This is a genomic window from Terrimonas pollutisoli (assembly GCF_029360765.1).
Lineage (GTDB): Bacteria > Bacteroidota > Bacteroidia > Chitinophagales > Chitinophagaceae > Terrimonas_B > Terrimonas_B pollutisoli.
In genome coordinates this window covers 67252-88311 of the sequence record NZ_JARKNA010000003.1, presented here as the reverse complement: position 1 = coordinate 88311, position 21060 = coordinate 67252, and the positions used below count along the sequence as shown (strand labels likewise).

17 protein-coding genes are annotated in these 21060 nt (G+C 41.8%); 13 read left to right on the top strand and 4 right to left on the bottom strand.

Features of this window, described 5'->3' with window-relative positions; translation table 11 throughout:
• Window positions 1-276 precede the first annotated feature (276 nt).
• The 3 genes from P2W73_RS06885 to P2W73_RS06875 are packed head-to-tail and all read right to left on the bottom strand — an operon-like array spanning window position 277 to window position 3720.
• On the bottom strand, window positions 277-2100 hold the full coding sequence (locus P2W73_RS06885; protein ID WP_276501267.1) for an STN and carboxypeptidase regulatory-like domain-containing protein: 1824 nt from the start codon (window positions 2098-2100) through the stop codon (window positions 277-279).
• A gap of 15 nt (window positions 2101-2115) precedes the next feature.
• On the bottom strand, window positions 2116-3090 hold the full coding sequence (locus P2W73_RS06880) for a FecR domain-containing protein (protein WP_276501266.1): 975 nt from the start codon (window positions 3088-3090) through the stop codon (window positions 2116-2118).
• Between the two features lie 6 nt (window positions 3091-3096).
• Window positions 3097-3720 carry an RNA polymerase sigma-70 factor gene (locus tag P2W73_RS06875; protein ID WP_276501265.1) on the bottom strand — a complete coding sequence of 208 codons (624 nt, stop codon included), beginning with the start codon at window positions 3718-3720 and terminating at the stop codon, window positions 3097-3099.
• 196 nt (window positions 3721-3916) lie between these two features.
• Between P2W73_RS06875 and P2W73_RS06870 the strand changes: the two genes are divergently transcribed.
• Complete coding sequence (locus tag P2W73_RS06870; RefSeq protein WP_276501264.1) at window positions 3917-4663, top strand: hypothetical protein; 747 nt, start codon at window positions 3917-3919, stop codon at window positions 4661-4663.
• A 40-nt stretch (window positions 4664-4703) separates the two neighbouring features.
• Here the strand turns inward: P2W73_RS06870 and P2W73_RS06865 are convergent, their stop codons facing one another.
• On the bottom strand, window positions 4704-6248 hold the full coding sequence (locus P2W73_RS06865; protein ID WP_276501263.1) for a hypothetical protein: 1545 nt from the start codon (window positions 6246-6248) through the stop codon (window positions 4704-4706).
• A 209-nt stretch (window positions 6249-6457) separates the two neighbouring features.
• Between P2W73_RS06865 and P2W73_RS06860 the strand changes: the two genes are divergently transcribed.
• From P2W73_RS06860 to ilvA, 12 genes are all read left to right on the top strand, one after another.
• The gene (locus tag P2W73_RS06860; RefSeq protein ID WP_276501262.1) at window positions 6458-7624 is read left to right on the top strand and encodes a 2-isopropylmalate synthase; all 1167 of its coding nucleotides are present in this window, start codon (window positions 6458-6460) and stop codon (window positions 7622-7624) included.
• 12 nt (window positions 7625-7636) lie between these two features.
• A complete protein-coding gene (gene leuC, locus P2W73_RS06855; RefSeq protein ID WP_276501261.1) occupies window positions 7637-9040 on the top strand; it encodes a 3-isopropylmalate dehydratase large subunit in 1404 nt (467 codons plus the stop codon).
• A gap of 175 nt (window positions 9041-9215) precedes the next feature.
• Window positions 9216-9797 carry a 3-isopropylmalate dehydratase small subunit gene (gene leuD, locus P2W73_RS06850; RefSeq protein ID WP_276501260.1) on the top strand — a complete coding sequence of 194 codons (582 nt, stop codon included), beginning with the start codon at window positions 9216-9218 and terminating at the stop codon, window positions 9795-9797.
• Window positions 9797-11266 (top strand): ATP-binding cassette domain-containing protein, encoded by a 1470-nt coding sequence (locus tag P2W73_RS06845; RefSeq protein WP_276501259.1) that lies wholly within the window; start codon window positions 9797-9799, stop codon window positions 11264-11266. Before leuD ends, P2W73_RS06845 begins: the two co-directional genes overlap by 1 nt.
• 22 nt (window positions 11267-11288) lie before the next feature.
• Window positions 11289-12404 carry a 3-isopropylmalate dehydrogenase gene (gene leuB / locus P2W73_RS06840; protein ID WP_276501258.1) on the top strand — a complete coding sequence of 372 codons (1116 nt, stop codon included), beginning with the start codon at window positions 11289-11291 and terminating at the stop codon, window positions 12402-12404.
• A gap of 471 nt (window positions 12405-12875) precedes the next feature.
• Window positions 12876-13772, top strand: a complete 897-nt coding sequence (locus P2W73_RS06835; protein ID WP_276501257.1) for a branched-chain amino acid transaminase — start codon at window positions 12876-12878, stop codon at window positions 13770-13772.
• Window positions 13769-15454, top strand: coding sequence for a dihydroxy-acid dehydratase (gene ilvD, locus P2W73_RS06830; RefSeq protein WP_276501256.1), 1686 nt, complete (start codon window positions 13769-13771; stop codon window positions 15452-15454). Before P2W73_RS06835 ends, ilvD begins: the two co-directional genes overlap by 4 nt.
• A 67-nt stretch (window positions 15455-15521) precedes the next feature.
• Window positions 15522-17291: a biosynthetic-type acetolactate synthase large subunit gene (gene ilvB, locus P2W73_RS06825; RefSeq protein ID WP_276501633.1), complete on the top strand. Its 1770-nt coding sequence runs from the start codon at window positions 15522-15524 to the stop codon at window positions 17289-17291.
• A gap of 61 nt (window positions 17292-17352) precedes the next feature.
• Window positions 17353-17943 carry an acetolactate synthase small subunit gene (gene ilvN / locus P2W73_RS06820; protein WP_276501255.1) on the top strand — a complete coding sequence of 197 codons (591 nt, stop codon included), beginning with the start codon at window positions 17353-17355 and terminating at the stop codon, window positions 17941-17943.
• Window positions 17944-17948: 5 nt separating this feature from the next.
• Window positions 17949-18425 (top strand): DinB family protein, encoded by a 477-nt coding sequence (locus P2W73_RS06815; RefSeq protein ID WP_276501254.1) that lies wholly within the window; start codon window positions 17949-17951, stop codon window positions 18423-18425.
• 29 nt (window positions 18426-18454) lie between these two features.
• Window positions 18455-19585 (top strand): ketol-acid reductoisomerase, encoded by a 1131-nt coding sequence (gene ilvC, locus P2W73_RS06810; RefSeq protein WP_276501253.1) that lies wholly within the window; start codon window positions 18455-18457, stop codon window positions 19583-19585.
• A gap of 11 nt (window positions 19586-19596) precedes the next feature.
• Window positions 19597-20886, top strand: coding sequence for a threonine ammonia-lyase (gene ilvA, locus P2W73_RS06805; protein WP_276501252.1), 1290 nt, complete (start codon window positions 19597-19599; stop codon window positions 20884-20886).
• Window positions 20887-21060: the final 174 nt, after the last annotated feature.

Sequence of the window (21060 nt, the reverse complement as noted above, 5' to 3'; positions counted from 1 at the left end):
ACGTTCCGTTTTCATGGCGTCAGTTAATTTTATTTTTCGTCACAGCAATGTTTACAATTGAAAAGACAATAAAACCTTTTTCAATCGGGGCGTATGAAATGATGTCATTGTGTTGATACAATTGCCACGTAGTGACAACCTGTTTATAGATAGTCATCATTTATTATTAAACAGACTCCATAGGGGTCGCCCGTAGAACAAAACAGGAGGCTCCTACAGAGCCAATGCAGATTCCATGAATATTTCCAACAAACAGGAAGCTCCTGACAGAGCTAATCAAAAGATATTAATTCCCGCACTCCAGCCAAACCAACCGCGAACTTTTGGATCACCGAGCTCAAAGCTTTTATAAGAGCTCGGAATAATGTTGTATTTATAACCATCAACAGCAGCGGGTTGCTTAGAGTAGTACACAGAAAAGGAGGGCCCGCCGAAAATGGAAAATCGTTTTCCAAATTTTATATTGAACTGCAAGTCTAACCGATTCAGCAAATTGAGATAATCCCAGGTTCCAAGATAGACGTATTGAGAACCCAGCTCAGGATTGATGGAAAACCATTTGGCTAACCTTAACTCTGTGCCCAGCCCATAACCAAATGTATAAAGCTTGTCATCTTTTCGATCCAGGTTCATACCCGCCTGCAGGATACTATAGAGCTTACGGCTGCCCGTTTTAAAAGACAGGTTGCCATTGACCACTTCATTGGTTGAAAGAGATAACTTATGATATCCTTTCAAAACAATATTGATCAACCCGATGCTATATCCATCCGATGTGTCGGCTATATTGATGATACCGATCTGTAATCCTTTTAATTTTTTCGCATAATTAAATACGCCACTGGCCTGTATTCCCCGTACCAGTCCACCACCAATATTGCCCACTCCGCCGATTTGAATTCCGCCAACATTCCTGTTTTGGTAGTTAAACACACCCGCAGCCTGGAAACCTTTCATCGTGCCGCCGCTGATATTGGCCACTCCTGCAATTTGCAATCCACGCATATTCCCTTTTACATAACTATTAATCCCGGCAGCCTGCAGCCCTTTCACATTTTTCAACACCGTATTTTGAAGACCCCCGATTTGCAAACCAGTTACTGATCCACCGGTGATATTAAACAACCCGGCTCCCTGCAAGTATCGTACATCCTTTTTATTCAAATTAAATAGTCCACCAATCTCCAACCCTTTGACACCAGCCGTATATCCGCCGAATAAATTGAATGAAAAATTATTCACCACCTGCCCGCTTAGTTTACCCTGTGTACTCACACCCGGCACAACAGAAAACTGGAAAGGTTTTTCGGTAAAGAATTTTTTCATGTTCAGGCTCCTGATCTTTTGTTTAGCTGTCAACAAAAATCTTGCTATGCCCGTTTCTTCTACTTCATTGACAGAAGTGCTTGCCTCCGTAGTATCGGCTACAATTGAACTGGTACTTGTATCAGCCAATTCAAAACTGTTGGGAGCCGAAACAACAGTTTCATTTACTACCGGCACAATCGCAATCACCAATTGCAGATCGAATTTTTGCGGAATGGTAACCATAGTGTCTTCAAAAGCATCCTTGTTTATCGCCAGCGAAGTGGTTCTATATTTATCCTTTAGTTTGATTTTAAAATTACCATTGGCATCTGTCAATGTAGAGGTGAGATGCGTGGTTTCATATATACTTACATCACTCAACCGTTCACCTGTCTCAGCATTTACCACATAACCTGAAATGAACCAGCTGTTGTCCTTTGCGGGTGCTGTTTTTGTAACAGTAGTAAGTTGCAAACTCACCCGGCGTAGTATTACATAGTTACCACTCTCCTTGAATTCATAAGCGCCGTTAAATAATTGATTCAGTACCTGCCGCACCGTTTTATTGTTTACGGATAAATTAACAAGGCTATCCCGTTTTAAAATATTACTGTTATAGGAAAAACTGAAGCCTGCTTTGTTGCTGATAATGGCTAACACATCATCCAGCCGTTGCCGGTCGGCGGTAAACGACACCCGCCTGTCTAAAATATTTTGCGCCTCACTGCAAACTGAATACAGCATAAAAATCAGCATTAGCGATCCGTAGAATATCCCTTTCTTGTTTACCATGTTCCGGCTGATCAATTAGTGCAAAATAATTTCATTCTCTTTTTTTGAAACTTTTATCATCAGGGTCTGGCCGATGATATCAAGAATGGTATCCAGTGATTCCTGGTCAAATGTCACGGTAAGCGGAAGTTTTCGCAATGATTCCTTTTCAATCCTGATATTAACATCATAAGCTTCGTTCAGTTTCTCGATCAGTTTCCAAAGAGGCGTATTATCACAAACAAAAGTTTTACTAACATAGTAGTTATACAATTTATCTTCAGTCTCCTGTTTCTGCAATGAAGTGTCTGCATTCACAAGAGAGGTCTGTTCTCCTGCTCTCAGTTCAACCATTACTCCATTCCTTGTTACCTGCACAACACCTGTTTCCACAATAACTTCCGTGGAGCCATTTATACTTCTTACATTAAAAGAAGTGCCCACCACTTTTACCTGCACATCATTTACATCAATGATAAAAGGTTTTGTTTTATCTGGCGTGACATGAAAAAAGGCCTCTCCTTTCAACTTCACTTTTCTTGTTTTGCCTTTAAATGAAGATGGATAGGATAAAACAGAATGTTTGTTCAACGTTGCTACTGAACCGTCCGGCAAGGTGTCTTTTTTCACTTCGTTGGCAGCAACAACACTAAGCACTTCAGGATTTTTCGTTTCGGTTTGCCATTGTGACCGGATGACCAGGCCAGCAGTTACGATGATCAAAACACTTGCAGCTATTTTCCACCAGCCGAAACCCTGGCGCTGTTTACGCCCCTCTTCCTTTTTTATCCTGCGTTGAAATTTTTGCCAGGCTTTATTTTCATCTACCGATGTGGTTACAGCCAATTGACGGCTTTGCTCCCAGATCATTTGAAAATGCCGGAAATAATGTTGGTTGGCTTCGCTGGCACTGATCCATTCCTCTACCAGCTTTTGCTCCGGCACAGTAGCTTCATCGGTGAGGTATTTCACCAGCAACTCATCCATTTTATCGTGTGTAAAGTTTTCCAAATATTTTCAGGGTTTACTATTGAACAGGAATAAAATCAGTAAAGGCAAAAACTCTACAAGCTTTTGCCGCAATAATCTCAGTGCTTTGCCCATTTGGTTCTCGATCGTTTTTACAGACAGGCCCATTTCATCGGCGATCTCCTGGTATTTCAATCCTTCAAACCGGCTCATCTGGAAAATGGTACGACACTGCTCCGGCAGTTCATTCATGGCGTCATGAATATGTTCTTTTAATTCACCCTGCAATATTTTATCGGATGCATTTTCAATTTTGTCATTCGCCTGTCGCACTACATGCATGGCATGTGTTGATTTTACTTTTTTATGTTTGATATAATTAAGGCAATCATGATAAACAGCTTTGTAGAGATAAGCCTTTGGCGAAGATTCGATCGCCAGTTGATCTCTTTTTTCCCAAAATTTATAAAACACATTTTGCACGATCTCCTCTCCCATCGCCTCGTCTTTCAAAATGGTAATAGCATAGGCGTGCAAACCCCTGAAATGCATTTTAAATAAATGCTCAAAGGCCGTTTCGCTGGTTGGCGCCAGCGACCTGACGATGGCAGTATGACTTTGTTCCACTTGCAATATCCTGTGATCAGCTAAAATATGGCTATTCCCTGTCAAGATGGTTTATAAATGGGACAACCGGTAAGGGGCTTACCCCTATGGCGAGAAATAAAAACTTAATCGGCACTAAAAAGCCGAGGCCTTCTTCGTTAAGAGTTATTGCTTAACCACATTGTGGCACTTATTAAAAGTTCCGGCTTGTGGTATAGGAATAGCGACAGCATCTTCATAATTTACTATTGAAAATGGTTTTATGAAAAAAAACAAATCGCCTTTTTCAATATTTCCGCTTCTATTTTTGTGTTCATTCCTATTCAAAAACTCTCTATTTGCACAAAGTAAAGAGCCTATTTTTTCGGTAAGAGTTTCTGTCCAGTCAGACTTTCAAAAAGCTGATTTTAAAGATGCATCGTTTCCATTCGATTATAAAAGACATTCAACAACTACAATTAATTTTGGAATAGATGCATTGATCGAAAAAGAAATTACAAAACAAATAACAGCTTACATTGGTGCGGGATATTATAGAAATAAATTTACTTTTAGCAGGTTCTATGATCACAGACTTCTAAACATCGGAACAGACAGCATCCTTATTGGTACGAGCACTCGTAATTATACATTTCATTTGCTCAGATGCCCTGTTGGTATTTATTATCAGCTTATAAAATTAAATAAATATGCATTGAATTTTGGATTAGAGAATATAGTCAATTTTTCATTTCAGCAGGCTTACAATGGAGCAAAACCCTTCCCTACTGCAAATAATAAATATTCTGGGTTTCGATACTATGGAAATTCAATACTTATTTCTATTTCTGGAATGAAGAGAATTTCCCCCACATCTTTTCTGGAGTTAGGTCCTTATGTTAGGGTTTTAAATATTTACAAAAGAAAAGATCCAATTTTATTCGATTACAATACGAAATTTTATTCAAGAAATTTTGATGGAATAGGGTTCTCAATTAAGTATTCATTCACTCCCAAAAGGATATCTTGAAAGCGGGAAAAATGGCCTGAACGCTTGAGAGTAAGTCCTTTCATTTCACTCTTCTCTTGTATCTCTCCCTGATCACATCTTGCACATTCACATTATGAATCTTGCTTTCCAACCAGGAGATTACATCGAGATAGGCAAATGCCCGCCGTTCGAGGGGATTGTGTTCGTATTTCTTGAGTTTGTGGAGCAGTTTTTCAAACTCGGGCTTTAGTGCCCTGGCGCCTACGTGGAAGGATTGGCGTAAGAAAGCAAAGATCTCTTCTTCCACCCGGCTCAGACTTTCCATTTTCGACATGTACCGATACACTGATTTGATCAGGTATTCCAGCAGGTCAAAATTGCCCAGCTCATAATGAGCAATCAGGTGAAGCAATCTCGCATAACATTGCAGGTCATTTCTCAATCCTGATTTTTGATTGATGATGCGGTTGAGGTAATCAATGGCTTTTTCGTTGTTACCACTGCCGAAATACAGGCAGGCGATTTTATAATAAAACACCAGCACCCGATGCGTGTCGAGATAAAGACCATATTCCTTAAGCATCTCTTCCAGGTGCGGCACCATCAATAGTCCTTTGTTAAACGTGCCCTGCAAAAAATAGAGATTGATACGGGCTGTATATAAATATTGGTAAGCCAGGATGCGGTTATTATCATTTTGGATTACCAGCTTATGCCGGGTAAACTTTTCAAACTGTTTGATTGTTTCTTCCAGTTTCTCATGGTTGAGCAAATCAAAATGGGCACTCATCAGGTTGTGCATTCCTTTTATATAACTGGCTGTTTCCACGGCCAGCATGTCCGGGTTTTTGTCAAACAGATCTACCCATTTCTGGCAATATCGGTAGTACTGTAAAAAATCAATCCGGATAAAAGCATACCAGCACTGGCTCTGGTAATAGTATAATTTTTCATAAAACCCCTGGGCTGACTTTGCTTCCGGGGGTAAATGAGTTTCAAAAAAAAGCCGGATGCTTTTAATATCATTTTCGTTACGGGCATGACCATGTTGAATATACCAGCTATACAGTTGCAAGGAAAGGTTGGACAGCTTATTGATCAGCGCCAGTGTGTCATTTACCTGGTTGGCTTCAGTGCTCAGTTGTTCCGCCCGGTTTTGCATGCTGCGGGTAATGTAGAGGACTTCGATCTTTTTTTCAAAAAACAACGCCTGTTGCAGGTAGGTAACCTGGTTATGGGCCCGGGCGGTATCTTTCAACCGGTCAAGAGCCTTCAGGCTTTGCAGGTATAAGCCCTTGTTAAACAAGATGCGGGCATAGTCCATTTGCTCATGTAGCTGAATATCAATATTATTTTCATCCTTTATGATCCGCAGGCTGGACAAAATCTGGCGGTACAATTGGGCCTTGATGTTCGAAAGCTGCTGCTTACTGATCGACTTGTTTTTTTTCAATAGCAATGCTTCGTCGTAATCATTCAGTTTGTCCAGAGCATCAAAGAGTTGGATAGTTTTCAGGGTGTCGCTGGAGGAGTTTCGCCTCACATATAGCTTAAAATTCCTCTTTTCTGACTTTTCCAGCGATTTTACCAGTTGAAAAAGGGCATCTGTGGACCGGTTGGGCATCGTAATTCAGGTGATTTAAAATCCTTTACAGCAAAGGGTTTCAGGGGATTTTCCCCTTTTTAAACTCTGTAAAACAGGGTCAATTTTGGTTTTACCTGCCCGTACATCTGGGCTACCTTAGATGATCGGGTTGCTTGTTTTGTTGTCGGTAGCAAGCGGTACAAAAATAAGCAGCCTGTTTTTTTATCACCACAATATATTACTTAATTATGGCTGATGGCAAAATCCACATCTTTGACACCACCCTCAGGGATGGTGAACAGGTACCTGGTTGCAAACTGAACACAACGGAAAAAATACGTCTGGCACTTGCATTAGAAGAGCTTGGAGTTGATATCATCGAAGCAGGATTTCCTATTTCGTCACCGGGAGACTTTGAATCGGTGAATGAAATTGGTAAGGTGGTTAAAAATGCCACGGTTTGCGGTCTAACCCGGGCGGTGCAAAAAGATATTGAAGTGGCCGCCGAAGCATTAAAGTCTGCTAAACGTCCACGGATCCATACCGGTATCGGTACTTCTGATCTTCATATCAAGGCAAAATTCAATTCAACGAGGGAAGAAATATTGGCCAGGGCTGTCCAGGCTGTAAAATGGGCCAAGAACTTTGTGGATGATGTTGAGTTTTATGCGGAAGACGCCGGCCGTACCGACAATGAATATCTTGCTAAAGTGGTGGAAGCGGTGATCAAAGCAGGCGCAACAGTTGTCAATATTCCGGATACTACCGGTTATTGCCTGCCACATCAATATGGTGAAAAAATCGCCTACCTCATCAATAATGTGCCCAACGTCGATAAAGCTATCCTGAGTTGCCATTGTCATAATGACCTGGGGCTGGCAACAGCCAATTCTATTTCCGGTGTGATCAATGGTGCACGACAAATAGAATGTACAATTAACGGCCTGGGTGAGAGAGCGGGTAACACTTCGCTGGAAGAAGTAGTAATGATCCTGAAACAACATCATTCACTGGGTTTTTATACCAATATCAATACACAACAACTCAACCCCATCAGCCAATTGGTTTCTGAAACCATGCGTATGCCGGTTCAGCCTAACAAGGCTATCGTTGGTGCTAATGCATTTTCGCATTCGTCCGGTATTCACCAGGATGGTTTCTTAAAAGAAGCATTGACTTATGAAATCATCAATCCTGAAGAAGTAGGTGCCGGCGTCTCTAAGATCGTGCTTACTGCCAGGAGTGGCCGCTCAGCATTGGCTCATCGCTTTCACAAACTGGGTTATCAATATACCAGAAACGATATCGATGTATTGTATGTAGAATTTTTAAAAGTGGCGGATTTGAAGAAGGAAGTGGCGGACGAAGACTTACATGCAATGGCAAAAGAATACACTGCTGTAGAAACCGCATAAACGTTTAGCACTATGGCGAAAACATTATTTGAAAAAATTTGGGACAAGCACATCGTCAAAACGATTGAAGATGGCCCATCTGTTTTATATATTGACCGGCATTTTATTCACGAGGTAACAAGCCCACAGGCATTTGCCGGACTGAATAAACGAGGAATAAAAGTTTTTCGTCCCAAACAAATTGTAGCGACAGCGGATCATAATGTACCTACCCTGAATCAACATTTGCCCATCAAAGAAGAATTATCCCGCCGACAGGTAGAAGCATTGAAGAAAAATTGCGAAGAGCACGGTATCGAATTATATGGCCTTGGACACCCGTTCCAGGGCATTGTTCATGTTATAGGGCCTGAACTTGGGATCACACAGCCCGGCATGACGATCGTATGTGGCGACAGCCATACTTCCACACACGGAGCCTTTGGTAATATCGCTTTTGGTATTGGCACCAGTGAAGTAGAAATGGTGATGACCACGCAATGCCTGTTGCAAAGCAAGCCCAAACTGATGCGTATCAATATCGACGGGCAGTTGAACAAGGGAGTAGTGAGTAAGGACATTGTTTTGTATATCCTTTCAAAAATATCAGCGAGTGGCGCTACTGGTTATGCTGTCGAGTTTGCAGGTTCTGCTATCCGTTCATTATCGATGGAAGCAAGAATGACCATTTGCAATATGAGCATTGAAATGGGTGCCCGTTGTGGTATGATCGCTCCGGACGAAACAACATTCAATTACATTAAAGGCAGAAAGTTTGCCCCACAAGGCGAAGCCTGGGACAAGGCCGTTGCTTATTGGAAAACGCTGTATAGCGATGGCGACGCAAAATTCGATAAGGAAATTTTCGTCAAGGCAGAAGAAATAGAACCTATGATCACCTATGGCACCAACCCCGGAATGGGAATTGGCGTCGGAGGACATGTTCCTGCCCTAAACGAAATAGACGAAAAAGAAAAAGCCTCCTTTGAAAAGTCCTTAAACTATATGGGCCTTGAAGCAGGCGCTACGATCAAGGGCAAAAAAGTGGATTATGTCTTTATCGGCAGCTGCACCAATTCAAGAATCGAGGACCTGCGCATGGTGGCTTCATTCGTAAAAGGAAAACATAAAGCCAAAGACGTAGAAGTATGGATTGTACCAGGAAGCAAACAAGTGGAAGCACAGGCAAAACAGGAAGGCATCGATAAGATTTTTGAAGAAGCCGGCTTCATGCTTCGTCAGCCAGGTTGCTCAGCTTGCCTGGGTATGAATGAAGATAAAATTCCCGCGGGCAAATATTGCGTATCTACTTCCAACAGAAATTTTGAAGGGAGGCAAGGTGCTGGTGCAAGAACATTATTGGCAAGCCCTTTAACGGCTGCAGCAGCAGCTATTACAGGCGTGATAACAGATGTAAGAGAAATGCCGCCCCTCTAAATCTCCCCGAAGGGGAGACTTGGCTAAGCACAGACCCGAAGAGTTGAAAATTGCTGATAAGATCAAAAAGTTGAAACATGCAAATCACATTATTAAAAAATAAAAAAAGACTTTCCGGAAAGCGGGGGCTGTGCATTGGTGGCCTTCCCCTTCGGGGAAGGTCGGGAAGGGGCTTATGAAAGCATTAAGAACCATCAATAGCCGGTTTGTTCCGATCAATATCGAAAACATCGATACAGACCAGATCATCCCTGCCCGCTTCCTGAAAGCAACCACCAAGGAAGGTTTTGGTAAAAATCTCTTTCGTGACTGGCGGTATGAAAATGACGATGAAACAAAGCCAAAGAAAGATTTTGCTCTAAATCAGTCGCAATACAAAGGTGAAATATTAGTAGCGGGTAAAAATTTTGGCTGTGGTTCTTCCCGGGAACATGCTGCGTGGTCCATTTTAGATTATGGATTCAGGGCTGTTGTATCCAGCTTCTTTGCTGACATTTTTAAAAATAATGCACTCAACAACGGTGTGCTTCCGGTCACGGTTTCTGAAGCTTTCCTGAAAAAAATATTTGAACAGGATAGTGAGGCTACACTGACCATCGACCTGGAAAAACAAACCATCACGATCGATAAAACAGGAGATCAGGAACATTTCGATATCAACAGTTATAAAAAAACCTGCTTGTTAAACGGATATAATGATATCGATTATTTATTAAGTATAAAAAAAGATATCGAGCAATTCGAGGAAACATTGTAATGTCATCAGCTTCTATCATAGTAAAAAATATCAGTGCACAACAGTTTGGCAAAACTGTATTGGACAATATTTCTTTTACTATTGAAGCCGGCCAGCATTTGGCTGTTATTGGTGAAAGCGGTAGTGGTAAATCCTCGCTGGCAAAAGCTTTAGCCGGAAAATTATTTACAAAAGGTTCCATTGAAATTAACTATACCCATCATTCTTTTCTGAAGCCAACAACTGTTTTATTAGAATCGTCGGAAACGTTGAAAAACTTATCTAATGTTTCTGACTTCTACTACCAGCAACGCTACAACAGCTGTGATGCGGAAGATGCATTAACAGTGGAACAGGAACTGGAAAAAACCATTGGTGCATCCAGTGAAGTTGACTTGTTATTAAATCAACTGAGTCTATCACACCGGAGGCAAACGCCGTTGATCCAGCTTTCAAATGGTGAGCAAAAAAAGCTACAGTTAATAAAAGCATTGGTGCTACAGCCACAAGTATTAATACTGGATAATGTATTTGTCGGCTTAGACGTGAGTAGCAGGAAAGAGTTACATCACATTATAGATGAGCTTGCCAAAAAAGGTACTACACTTATCCTCGTTACCGACGAAAGAGAGCTGCCCTCCTGCATAACGCATATTGCTGAATTATTCAATGGAAAATTGGTACAGGCAGGTGAAAGAAAAACATTTGTTGCCTTTCACCCGGAGAATGCGAGGGAAGACAAGAACAACATCAATGCTTCTTTGTTCTCGGGCCGGATTGATAAATATGACAATATTGTAAAAATGAAAAACGTCACCATTCAATATGGCGACAAGATCATTTTACAAAACATAAACTGGGAAGTAAAGCAAGGAGAACATTGGCTGGTAAAAGGTCATAATGGTGCCGGCAAATCAACATTGCTTAGTTTGATCACTGCTGACAATCCCCAGGCCTACTCGCAGGAAATCTTTCTGTTTGACAAACGTCGTGGCACCGGTGAAAGCATTTGGGATATAAAAAAGAAAATAGGTTTTGTATCACCAGAGCTGCACAAGTTTTTTGATATGGGCACTTCGGTGCACAATGTAATTGGATCCGGTTTCTTTGATACCATGGGGCTATTCCGTTTGTTAAGCAACGAGCAGGAACAAATGGTAAATGAATGGCTTGAGTTTTTTGATTTAACGGATCAGCGGGAAAAGCCATTGTTTCTTTTATCAACCGGACAGCAACGCAAAGCACTGTTGGCAAGAGCATTGATAAAAAATCCTGCGCTGCTGGTCTTGGATGAGCCGTGCCAAGGATTAGATGATCATCAAACCAAACATTTTTTGCAACTAATCGATTCTATCTGCAATTGCTCAGCTACCACCCTGATCTACGTAAGTCACTATGACAACGAAATACCTGCCAGCATCCTGCAAAAAATGGAATTGCAACAGGGCAAACAAATTAGTTTAATTAAACCGCAACCAATAACTGTATAGTCCGTACATAAACACACAGATCATGAAAAAAAACATTGCAGTCATAGAGGGAGATGGAATTGGTCCGGAAGTAACCAAACAGTCGATTCGTGTGCTGAATGCCATCGCAGAAACTTTTAATCACCAATTTACATATTCCCATTGCCTGATGGGTGCCGATGCGATTGACAAAACAGGCAATCCCCTACCAGACGAAACAATTGAAGTATGTTTAAAAAGTGATGCCATTCTATTTGGAGCTATTGGGCATCCAAAATATGATAACGATCCTACCGCTAAAGTAAGACCGGAACAAGGTTTATTGAAGCTACGTAAGTCACTGCAACTATTTGCCAATATCCGCCCGGTTAACACCTACCCTGCCTTGCACCATCTTTCACCACTGAAAACAAAAAATATTGAAGGTGTTGATTTTGTCATTTTCCGTGAATTGACTGGCGGAATTTATTTTGGGAAAAAAGAATTGAATGCAGAAGGCACACAGGCGTCCGATGATTGTGTTTATAGCCGCGAAGAAATTGAGCGCATAGCCCATCTTGCCTTTCAATATGCACAAAAAAGAAGAAAGAAATTATTATTGGTTGATAAAGCCAACGTGTTAGAGACCTCGCGGCTCTGGAGAAAAGTGGTCCAGGAATTGGCTACTTCCTATCCGGATATCACTGTTGAATATATGTTTGTCGACAATGCTGCTATGCAGATCATTATTAATCCCAAACAATTTGATGTAGTGTTGACCGAAAATATGTTTGGCGATATCATCAGTGATGAAGCCAGTGTAATCAGTGGATCGTTGGGGTTATTGCCCTCTGCTTCTATCGGTAATGGCTCAGCGCTGTTTGAGCCTATTCATGGCTCTTATCCACAGGCAGCCGGTAAAGACATTGCCAATCCATTGGGTTCAATTCTTTCGGCGGCCATGTTGCTCGATCATTTTGAATTAAAGGAAGAAGCTGACCTGGTGCGTGAGGCAGTGACCTGGACTTTGCAAAATGGCTTTGTGACCAAGGACATTGACCCCGTTAATTTTTATTTGACATCCACCATCGGTGAATTGATCAGTGATTACGTACAGGGGAAAATTCCCGGATCGATAAAAAGAGAAAATATTGAGTTGAGTAAGTCAACAATTATATAAAGCCCCTCTAAATCTCCCCAAAGGGGAGACTTAGGTAACGCACAACGCCGAATAGCGAGAATTGAGCAAGTAAAAAGTAAGTTTGAAAAGCGTGGGCTGTGTGTTGATAGCTTCCCCTATCGGGGGAAGTCGGAAGGGGGCCAAAAAAGTTCTTTGTTTTTACAGTTGGCGGGAGTATATTCGCAATACAAACTCCTTCATGTTAAAAAGCATAGTAAATAATGGCCTAAACATCACCACAATTATTATTGTGGTAGTCGTTATTATACCTGCACTTAACGGAGGAGGATTACTAGTATAAATATCAAAAACGAAATACTTAGAAACCCGCCTCCGAAAAGGCGGGTTTCTTGTTTGGCCCATCCTAAATCCTTCCCGAAGGGAAGGACTTGCGAGGCCGCCGAAATAAGAAAGAGAATTACAATTTAAAAATTTTAAAAGCCTCCCCTTCGGGGAGGTTTGGAGGGGCATATGTATTACAACGAGCATACAATTATTTATCACAACGGTGAGCTGGTAAAAGCGGCGGAAGCAAAAACCGACTTCTATAGCCAATCATTGCATTATGGTTATGCGGTATTTGAAGGCATCCGTTCTTATCGGGTAGCGAGCGGTGAAACAAAGATCTTCAAAGAAGTAGAACATTACGAACGCTTGAAAAGATCAGCACTCGCCTTAAATATGCCTTATCCGTTTGATACGACTGAACTAATTGATGCTACGTACCAGGTATTGCAAAAAAACAACCTGCAGGATGCTTATATCCGGCCGGTAGTATATGCTCCTGCCAATATGAGCTTTAATAAAAACAAAGAATCCTTTATTGTTATTGAAGCCTGGAAGATGGAACCTTTCCTGGGTGAAAAACTGATCCGGGTAATGACATCTTCGTTTGAACGTCCCAACCCCAAAGGTTTTAAAATAGAAGCGAAAGCATCGGGCCATTATGTGAATTCTATTCTTGCCAGCCAGGAAGCAAAAGCCGCTGGCTATGATGAAGCGTTGCTAAATGATATGAACGGGTTTGTGGCAGAAGCCCCCGGCGCCAACGTGTTTTTTGAAAAAGATGGCAAGCTATACACACCGGCGACAGGAAATATTTTACCCGGCATTACAAGAGCTACTGTCATTGAACTGTGCCAGGAATTAAATATACCTGTCGAAGAAAAATTATTTACGACGGATGAATTAAAAAAAGCTGATGCCGCTTTTTTCTGTGGTACAGCAGCGGAAGTCATAGGCTGGGAAAGTATTGATGATGTAAAGTTTGTACTGCCATGGGCGCAGTCTGTCGGAAAGATTATACAAGATGCATATAAACATAGAGTAACAGAAAAAGAATACAATAAAATAGAAGAATTGGCATGAGTGAATTAAATAAATACAGTAAGACACTAACACAGGATCCTACGCAACCAGCGGCACAGGCCATGTATTATGCGATTGGATTTAAAGAAGAAGATTTTAATAAGGCACAGGTTGGAATCGTAAGTATGGGCTGGGATGGCAATCCCTGCAACATGCACCTGAATGATTTGGCTGTAAGCGTTCGCAAAAGTGTGAACGCAACAGATGGCTTACTGGGCTTACGATTTTATACTATTGGTGTAAGTGATGGTATCAGTATGGGAACGGACGGCATGCGGTATAGTTTAGTTAGCCGTGATGTAATCGCTGATAGTATTGAAACCAATGCCGGTGCTCAATATTATGATGCATTGATCGCCATACCTGGCTGTGATAAAAATATGCCCGGTGCTGTGATGGCTATGGGAAGATTAAACAGGCCATCAATCATGTTATATGGCGGCACCATTGCTCCCGGTCATTATAAAGGCGAAGACCTGAATATTGTAAGTGCTTTTGAAGCATTAGGCCAGAAGATAGCCGGTAACCTCAGCGAAAATGATTTTAAAGGAATAGTACAACACTCCTGCCCCGGCGCCGGTGCTTGCGGTGGTATGTACACCGCCAATACAATGGCTTCTGCTATTGAAGCATTAGGAATGAGTTTGCCCAACTCATCGTCCAACCCGGCCTTGAGTGAAGACAAACAAAAAGAATGTGAAGCAGTCGGCAAAGCGATAAAAATTTTGCTGGAAAAAAATATTACGCCAAAAGATATCATGACCCGTAAAGCATTTGAAAATGCGATCACTGTGATCATGGTATTGGGCGGAAGTACGAATGCAGTGTTGCACCTGATTGCAATGGCAAAAAGTGTTGACCTGAATTTAACACAGGATGATTTTCAAAAGATAAGTGACCGCATTCCGGTGTTGGCTGATTTTAAACCTTCGGGTAAATACCTGATGGAAGATTTACACAAGCATGGCGGTGTTCCTGCCGTGATGAAATATTTATTAAGTAATGGCTTGCTCCATGGCGATTGTTTGACAGTAACTGGTAAAACAGTAGCAGAAAATTTAGCAGGTGTGCCGGATCTGGATTTTAACGCACAGAAAATTATTTACCCGCTTGAACAGCCGCTGAAGAAAACGGGACACCTGCAAATTCTGTATGGCAATTTGGCTGAAAAGGGAAGTGTGGCGAAAATCAGTGGCAAAGAAGGCGAACGTTTTGAAGGAACAGCCAGGGTATTCGATGGCGAAAAGGATTTTATCGAAGGCATAGCATCGGGCAAAGTAAAAGCTGGTGATGTGGTGGTGATTCGTTATATCGGTCCGAAAGGGGCACCCGGCATGCCTGAAATGCTGAAGCCAACCGGTGCTATTATCGGCGCAGGATTAGGAAAGTCTGTTGCATTGATAACAGATGGCAGGTTTAGCGGCGGCACGCATGGTTTCGTAGTAGGTCATATTACTCCCGAAGCATTCGATGGTGGATTGATCGCATTGGTGAATGATGATGATATCATCGAAATCGATGCAGTGAAAAATACGATCAGCTTAAAAGTAAGTGACGACGAGATCGCAAAACGAAAAGCCAATTGGAAACAACCGGCTTTAAAAGCAACAAAAGGCATTTTATATAAATATGCAAAATCTGTAAAGCCGGCTGACGAAGGTTGTGTAACAGACACCCCCTAACCCCTGAAGGGGGAATTAAAAAATCCCAAAATCACTGGTGAAAAAAGTCAACATCAATAAAAATAGTATGGAAACATTGCGAAAAATACAAGAAACACCAAAGGCAAAGAATCTTCAAAACACCCCTTCAGGGGTTGGGGGTATTAGCGGTTCGGTCGCTGTGCTGGAAGCTTTTATTGCTGAAGGTGTTGATACCATTTTTGGTTACCCTGGCGGGGCCATCATGCCTATCTATGATGCCCTGTATGATTATAGTGACCAGCTTAAACATATACTCGTCCGTCATGAACAGGGTGCAATACATGCGGCACAGGGTTATGCCCGTACATCTGGTGAAGTGGGAGTTGTATTCGCAACAAGCGGACCGGGTGCTACTAATCTTGTTACCGGCTTAGCCGATGCAATGATTGACTCCACGGCTGTTGTCTGCGTCACAGGCCAGGTGTTTGCACATTTGTTGGGCACAGATGCTTTCCAGGAAACCGATGTGATTAATATTACAACACCAGTAACCAAATGGAACTACCAGATCACTGATGCTACAGAGATACCTCATGTATTGGCGAAAGCATTTTACATAGCGAAAAGCGGAAGACCCGGCCCGGTATTAATTGACATCACCAAAAATGCGCAACTACAACTGTTCGAATACAGTGGTTATAAAAAATGCGATCATATACGCAGCTACAGGCCTAAGCCGATAGTACGCAAAGAATACATTGAAGAAGCGGCACAACTGATTAACAGTGCAGAGAAACCATTTGTGATTTTCGGGCAGGGCGTTATTCTTGGCAAAGCCGAAAAAGAATTCAAAGCTTTTATTGAAAAATCCGGTATCCCTGCTGCCTGGACCATCATGGGTATGAGTGCTATACCAACTGATCACCCATTGGGCGTCGGTATGTTGGGCATGCACGGAAATTACGGGCCGAATGTGCTGACCAATGAGTGTGATGTATTGATCGCTATCGGCATGCGTTTCGATGATCGGGTTACCGGCCGGCTGGATAAATATGCAAAACAGGCAAAAGTTGTTCACCTCGATATTGATCCGGCAGAAGTAGACAAAAATGTAAAAGCTACCGTGCCGGTGTGGGGCGATTGTAAAGAAACTCTTCCTTTACTCACGGAGCTGATCGAACAAAAAGTTTACCCGCAATGGATACAAAAGTTCAGGGATTACCAGCAACAAGAAGAAGAAAAAGTAATTCGTGAAGAGTTGAACCCAACCGGTGAAATCTTAACGATGGGCGAAGTAATAAAAGAATTAAACGAATTAACAAAAGGTGATGCCATCATCGTAACAGATGTCGGTCAGCACCAAATGGTAGCCTGCCGCTATGCAAAGTTTAATCAAACAAAAAGTAATATCACCAGTGGAGGGTTGGGAACAATGGGATTTGCATTACCAGCAGCAATTGGTGCCGCCTACGGCGATACTTCGAGGACAACGGTTGCCATTATCGGCGATGGTGGCTTTCAAATGACACTGCAAGAGTTGGGTACCATCATGCAGTTTAAACCCAATGTCAAAATACTCATCCTGAACAACCAGTTCCTGGGGATGGTGCGTCAATGGCAACAATTGTTTCATGAAAAAAGATATTCGTTTGTTGATATCACCAGCCCTGACTTTGTACAGGTAGCCAAAGGGTTTAATATTCCCGGCAAAAGGATACATGAAAGAAAGGATGTGAAAAGTGCATTGAAAGAAATGCTGGACAATGACGGTAGTTATTTGCTGGAAATAATGGTGGGCAAGGAAAATAATGTATTCCCTATGGTACCGCAGGGACGTGGAGTGGCGGAAATTGTTTTATCAAAAGACGATCTCTAATCTGCCTGATGAATGATGATTTTTCCGGTAAGCCGGAGATAAAAATTAAAGACTATAAAACATGCTAAAGCTAGAATATACAATAACAGTTTATACCGAAAACCAGATTGGCATTATAAGCCGTGTATCCACCATTTTCTCCAGGAGAAAAATAAATATTGAAAGCCTTAATACCTCTCCCAGCGAAATAGAGGGGATTCATCGCTTTACCATTGTGATCCACGAAACAGAAGATGTGGTAAAAAAACTGGTACGCCAGATTGAAAAGCAAGTGGATATTCTCCGGGCTTTTTATAACACCGACAACGAACTCGTTTGGCAGGAAATGGCTTTGTATAAAGTATCTACCGATGAAATAGCAGAGAAAGTAAAAGTGGAACGCCTGTTACGGGAGTTTGGTGCCAGGGCGGTAGCTATAAGAAAAGATTATATCGTATTTGAAACAACAGGTCATCATGAAGAAATCGATAAGCTGGTAAAAGTATTGGAGCCGTACGGACTGATCGAATTTGTTCGCAGTGCAAGAGTTGCTATCATCAAAGACAGTGCTGGCTTCCATGAACGATTAAAAGATTTTGAACGTAAAGATCCAAGTGAAGAGTTGATAGAAAATGAATTCCTTAGTGATAATGAAAAAGTGTTTAGCATGTAATTGTTATGACAAACCAGTTTAACATAACAAAACAGAACAGGCAGGTTTTCATTAACCTGGTAGATAGTTTAACAACCGATCAGCTCAACGAAATACCTGAAGGGTTTAATAATAATATCGCCTGGAATTTTGCACATATTGTCGTCTCGCAGCAGATCCTGTGTTATGCAAAAGCGGAAAAGCAAATGAAGATCGATAAAGAATATATAGAAAAATATCAGCGTGGTTCAAAACCCGGTGAATACATCGGACAGGAAGAGATCAATTTTTTTAAGCAGCAGGCGATTCAACTGATAGATGAATTCCGGGAAGATTGGGAAGCGGGAACCTTTGAAGAATACCAGGCTTTTACCACTTCCATGGGAGTAAAGATTGAAAGCTGCGAAGAAGCGCTGCATTATGCAGCAGGTCATGATCAATTACATTTTGGCTATTGCCTGGCTCTCAAAAGAGCCGTCTTACATAAATCAATGGTTCAATAATATTTTAAACTTTTAAACAACAATAAAAAATGGCACAACTAAATTTTGGTGGCACATTGGAAAATGTGGTAACGAGAGAAGAATTTCCTCTGTCAAAAGCACAGGAAGTTTTAAAAAATGAAACAGTAGCAGTTATTGGTTACGGCGTACAAGGTCCGGGCCAGGCGTTGAATCAAAAAGATAACGGCATCAACGTTATCGTTGGTCAGCGTAAAGATTCAAAGACATGGGATAAAGCTATTCGTGACGGATTTGTGCCTGGTGAAACTTTGTTTGAAATTGAAGAAGCATTGCAACGCGGTACCATCATCTGCTACCTGCTGAGTGATGCTGCACAGATTGCGCTGTGGCCAACAGTAAAAAAACATTTAACTCCCGGTAAGGCATTATATTTTTCTCATGGCTTTGGCATCACATTCAACGAGCAAACAGGCATTGTTCCGCCAGCGGACGTGGATGTGTTCCTTGTAGCACCTAAAGGATCAGGCACATCTCTTCGCAGAATGTTTTTGCAGGGCCGTGGTTTAAATAGCTCCTATGCTATTTTCCAGGATGCTACAGGCAAAGCATTTGAAAGAGTTATTGCATTGGGTATCGCTGTTGGCAGTGGTTACCTGTTTGAAACAGATTTCAAAAAAGAAGTTTACTCAGACCTGACCGGCGAAAGAGGAACGCTGATGGGTGCTATCCAGGGGATATTTGCAGCGCAATACCAGGTATTAAGAGACAAAGGCCATACTCCTTCAGAAGCCTTCAACGAAACAGTAGAAGAATTAACACAATCACTGATGCCATTGGTAGCAGAGAATGGTATGGATTGGATGTATGCCAACTGCTCTACTACCGCACAGCGTGGTGCTTTGGATTGGTGGAAAAAATTCCGCGACGCAACAGCGCCTGTTTTCAAAGAATTGTATGAAAGCGTAGCCTCCGGTAAAGAATCACAGCGTTCGATCGATAGCAACAGTAAAGTTGATTATCGTGAAAAGCTCGAAGAAGAATTGAAAGAATTGCGTGAAAGTGAATTGTGGCAAGCTGGTAAAACAGTGAGAAGCCTGAGACCAGAAAATCAAAAACCCGCCGTTGTTGTTGAGCCTGCTTCGGGGTCTGTAAAAGATACATTCAGACACCAGGCGGAAAAAACTGAATCGGTCGGCTAATTGTAAAAGACGTGAAACAACCGGTAACAAATACAACTGGATTTCCTGCTGACACAGCATCATCAAACTATTCATTGAAGTTTGATGATGCTGCCAGGCGGCTAAAAAATATTGTAACAAGAACTCCGCTTCAGTTAAACATTCATCTTTCCCGTAAATACCAATGTAATGTTTATTTGAAAAGGGAAGACCTGCAGGTAGTTCGCTCCTATAAACTGCGTGGCGCTTACAATATGATGAGCAGCCTGCCAAAAGAACAATTGGCAAAAGGCGTGGTGTGTGCCAGTGCAGGCAATCATGCCCAGGGTTTTGCTTATAGTTGTAAAAGACTAGGTGTTAAAGGCGTTGTTTTCATGCCGGTCATTACTCCCAGGCAAAAAGTGAATCAAACCAAAATGTTTGGTGAGGATAATATCGAAGTGAAATTGATCGGCGACACATTTGATGATTGTGCTATCGCGGCCAAAAAATTCACCGAAAAAAATCAAATGGTTTTTATCCCCCCCTTCGATGATCCCCGTATCATTGAAGGCCAGGGAACGGTGGCGCTTGAAATATTAGAAGATCTTTCTGATGTGGATTATATGTTTGTGCCGGTTGGTGGTGGCGGGCTTAGTGCAGGTGTTGGCACTTACTTTAAAATGTATTCTCCTAAAACAAAGATCATTGGCCTGGAGCCGGAAGGTGCGCCTTCCATGACAGAAGCATTAAAAAATGGCTATCCCGTTACATTAGACAGTATTGATCGTTTTGTAGATGGAGCCGCCGTGAAGCGGATCGGTGATCTTACTTTTTCCATTTGCAAAGACGTGCTGGACGATATGCACCTGGTGCCGGAAGGAAAAGTTTGCACTACCATCTTAAAACTATACAATGAAGATGCGATTGTCGCGGAGCCTGCCGGTGCTTTGAGTATAGCGGCATTGGACGACTATGCGCAGGAAATCAAGGGAAAAAATATTGTCTGCATCGTCAGCGGCGGCAACAATGATATCGACCGCATGCCGGAAATCAAGGAAAGAAGTTTGCAATATGAAGGGTTAAAACATTATTTCCTCATCAATTTTGCCCAGCGACCGGGAGCACTAAAAGAGTTTGTCAACCACGTTTTGGGCCCAACAGATGACATCACCCGGTTTGAATATATGCAGAAGACCAATAAAGAAAGCGGTCCTGCATTGATCGGCATAGAGTTGAAGAACCGGGAAGATTATGACATTTTACTGACAAACATGAAAAAGTATCATATTAATTACACCGAACTCAATAAGGATGATACACTTTTTGGCTACCTGGTATAACTTTGGAGCTCAGAAAACATGATCGAAAACAAGAATTCATAGACCTATCCTGCGAACACTTATTAGCCTACAAGTCTTGTGGAAAATAAGTGGCTAAGATGAACAATCCTTTGAAAAAAAAGCAGTAATTTACAGGCTTACTTGCCATACGTTTAACCTTTTCTATATTTTTTT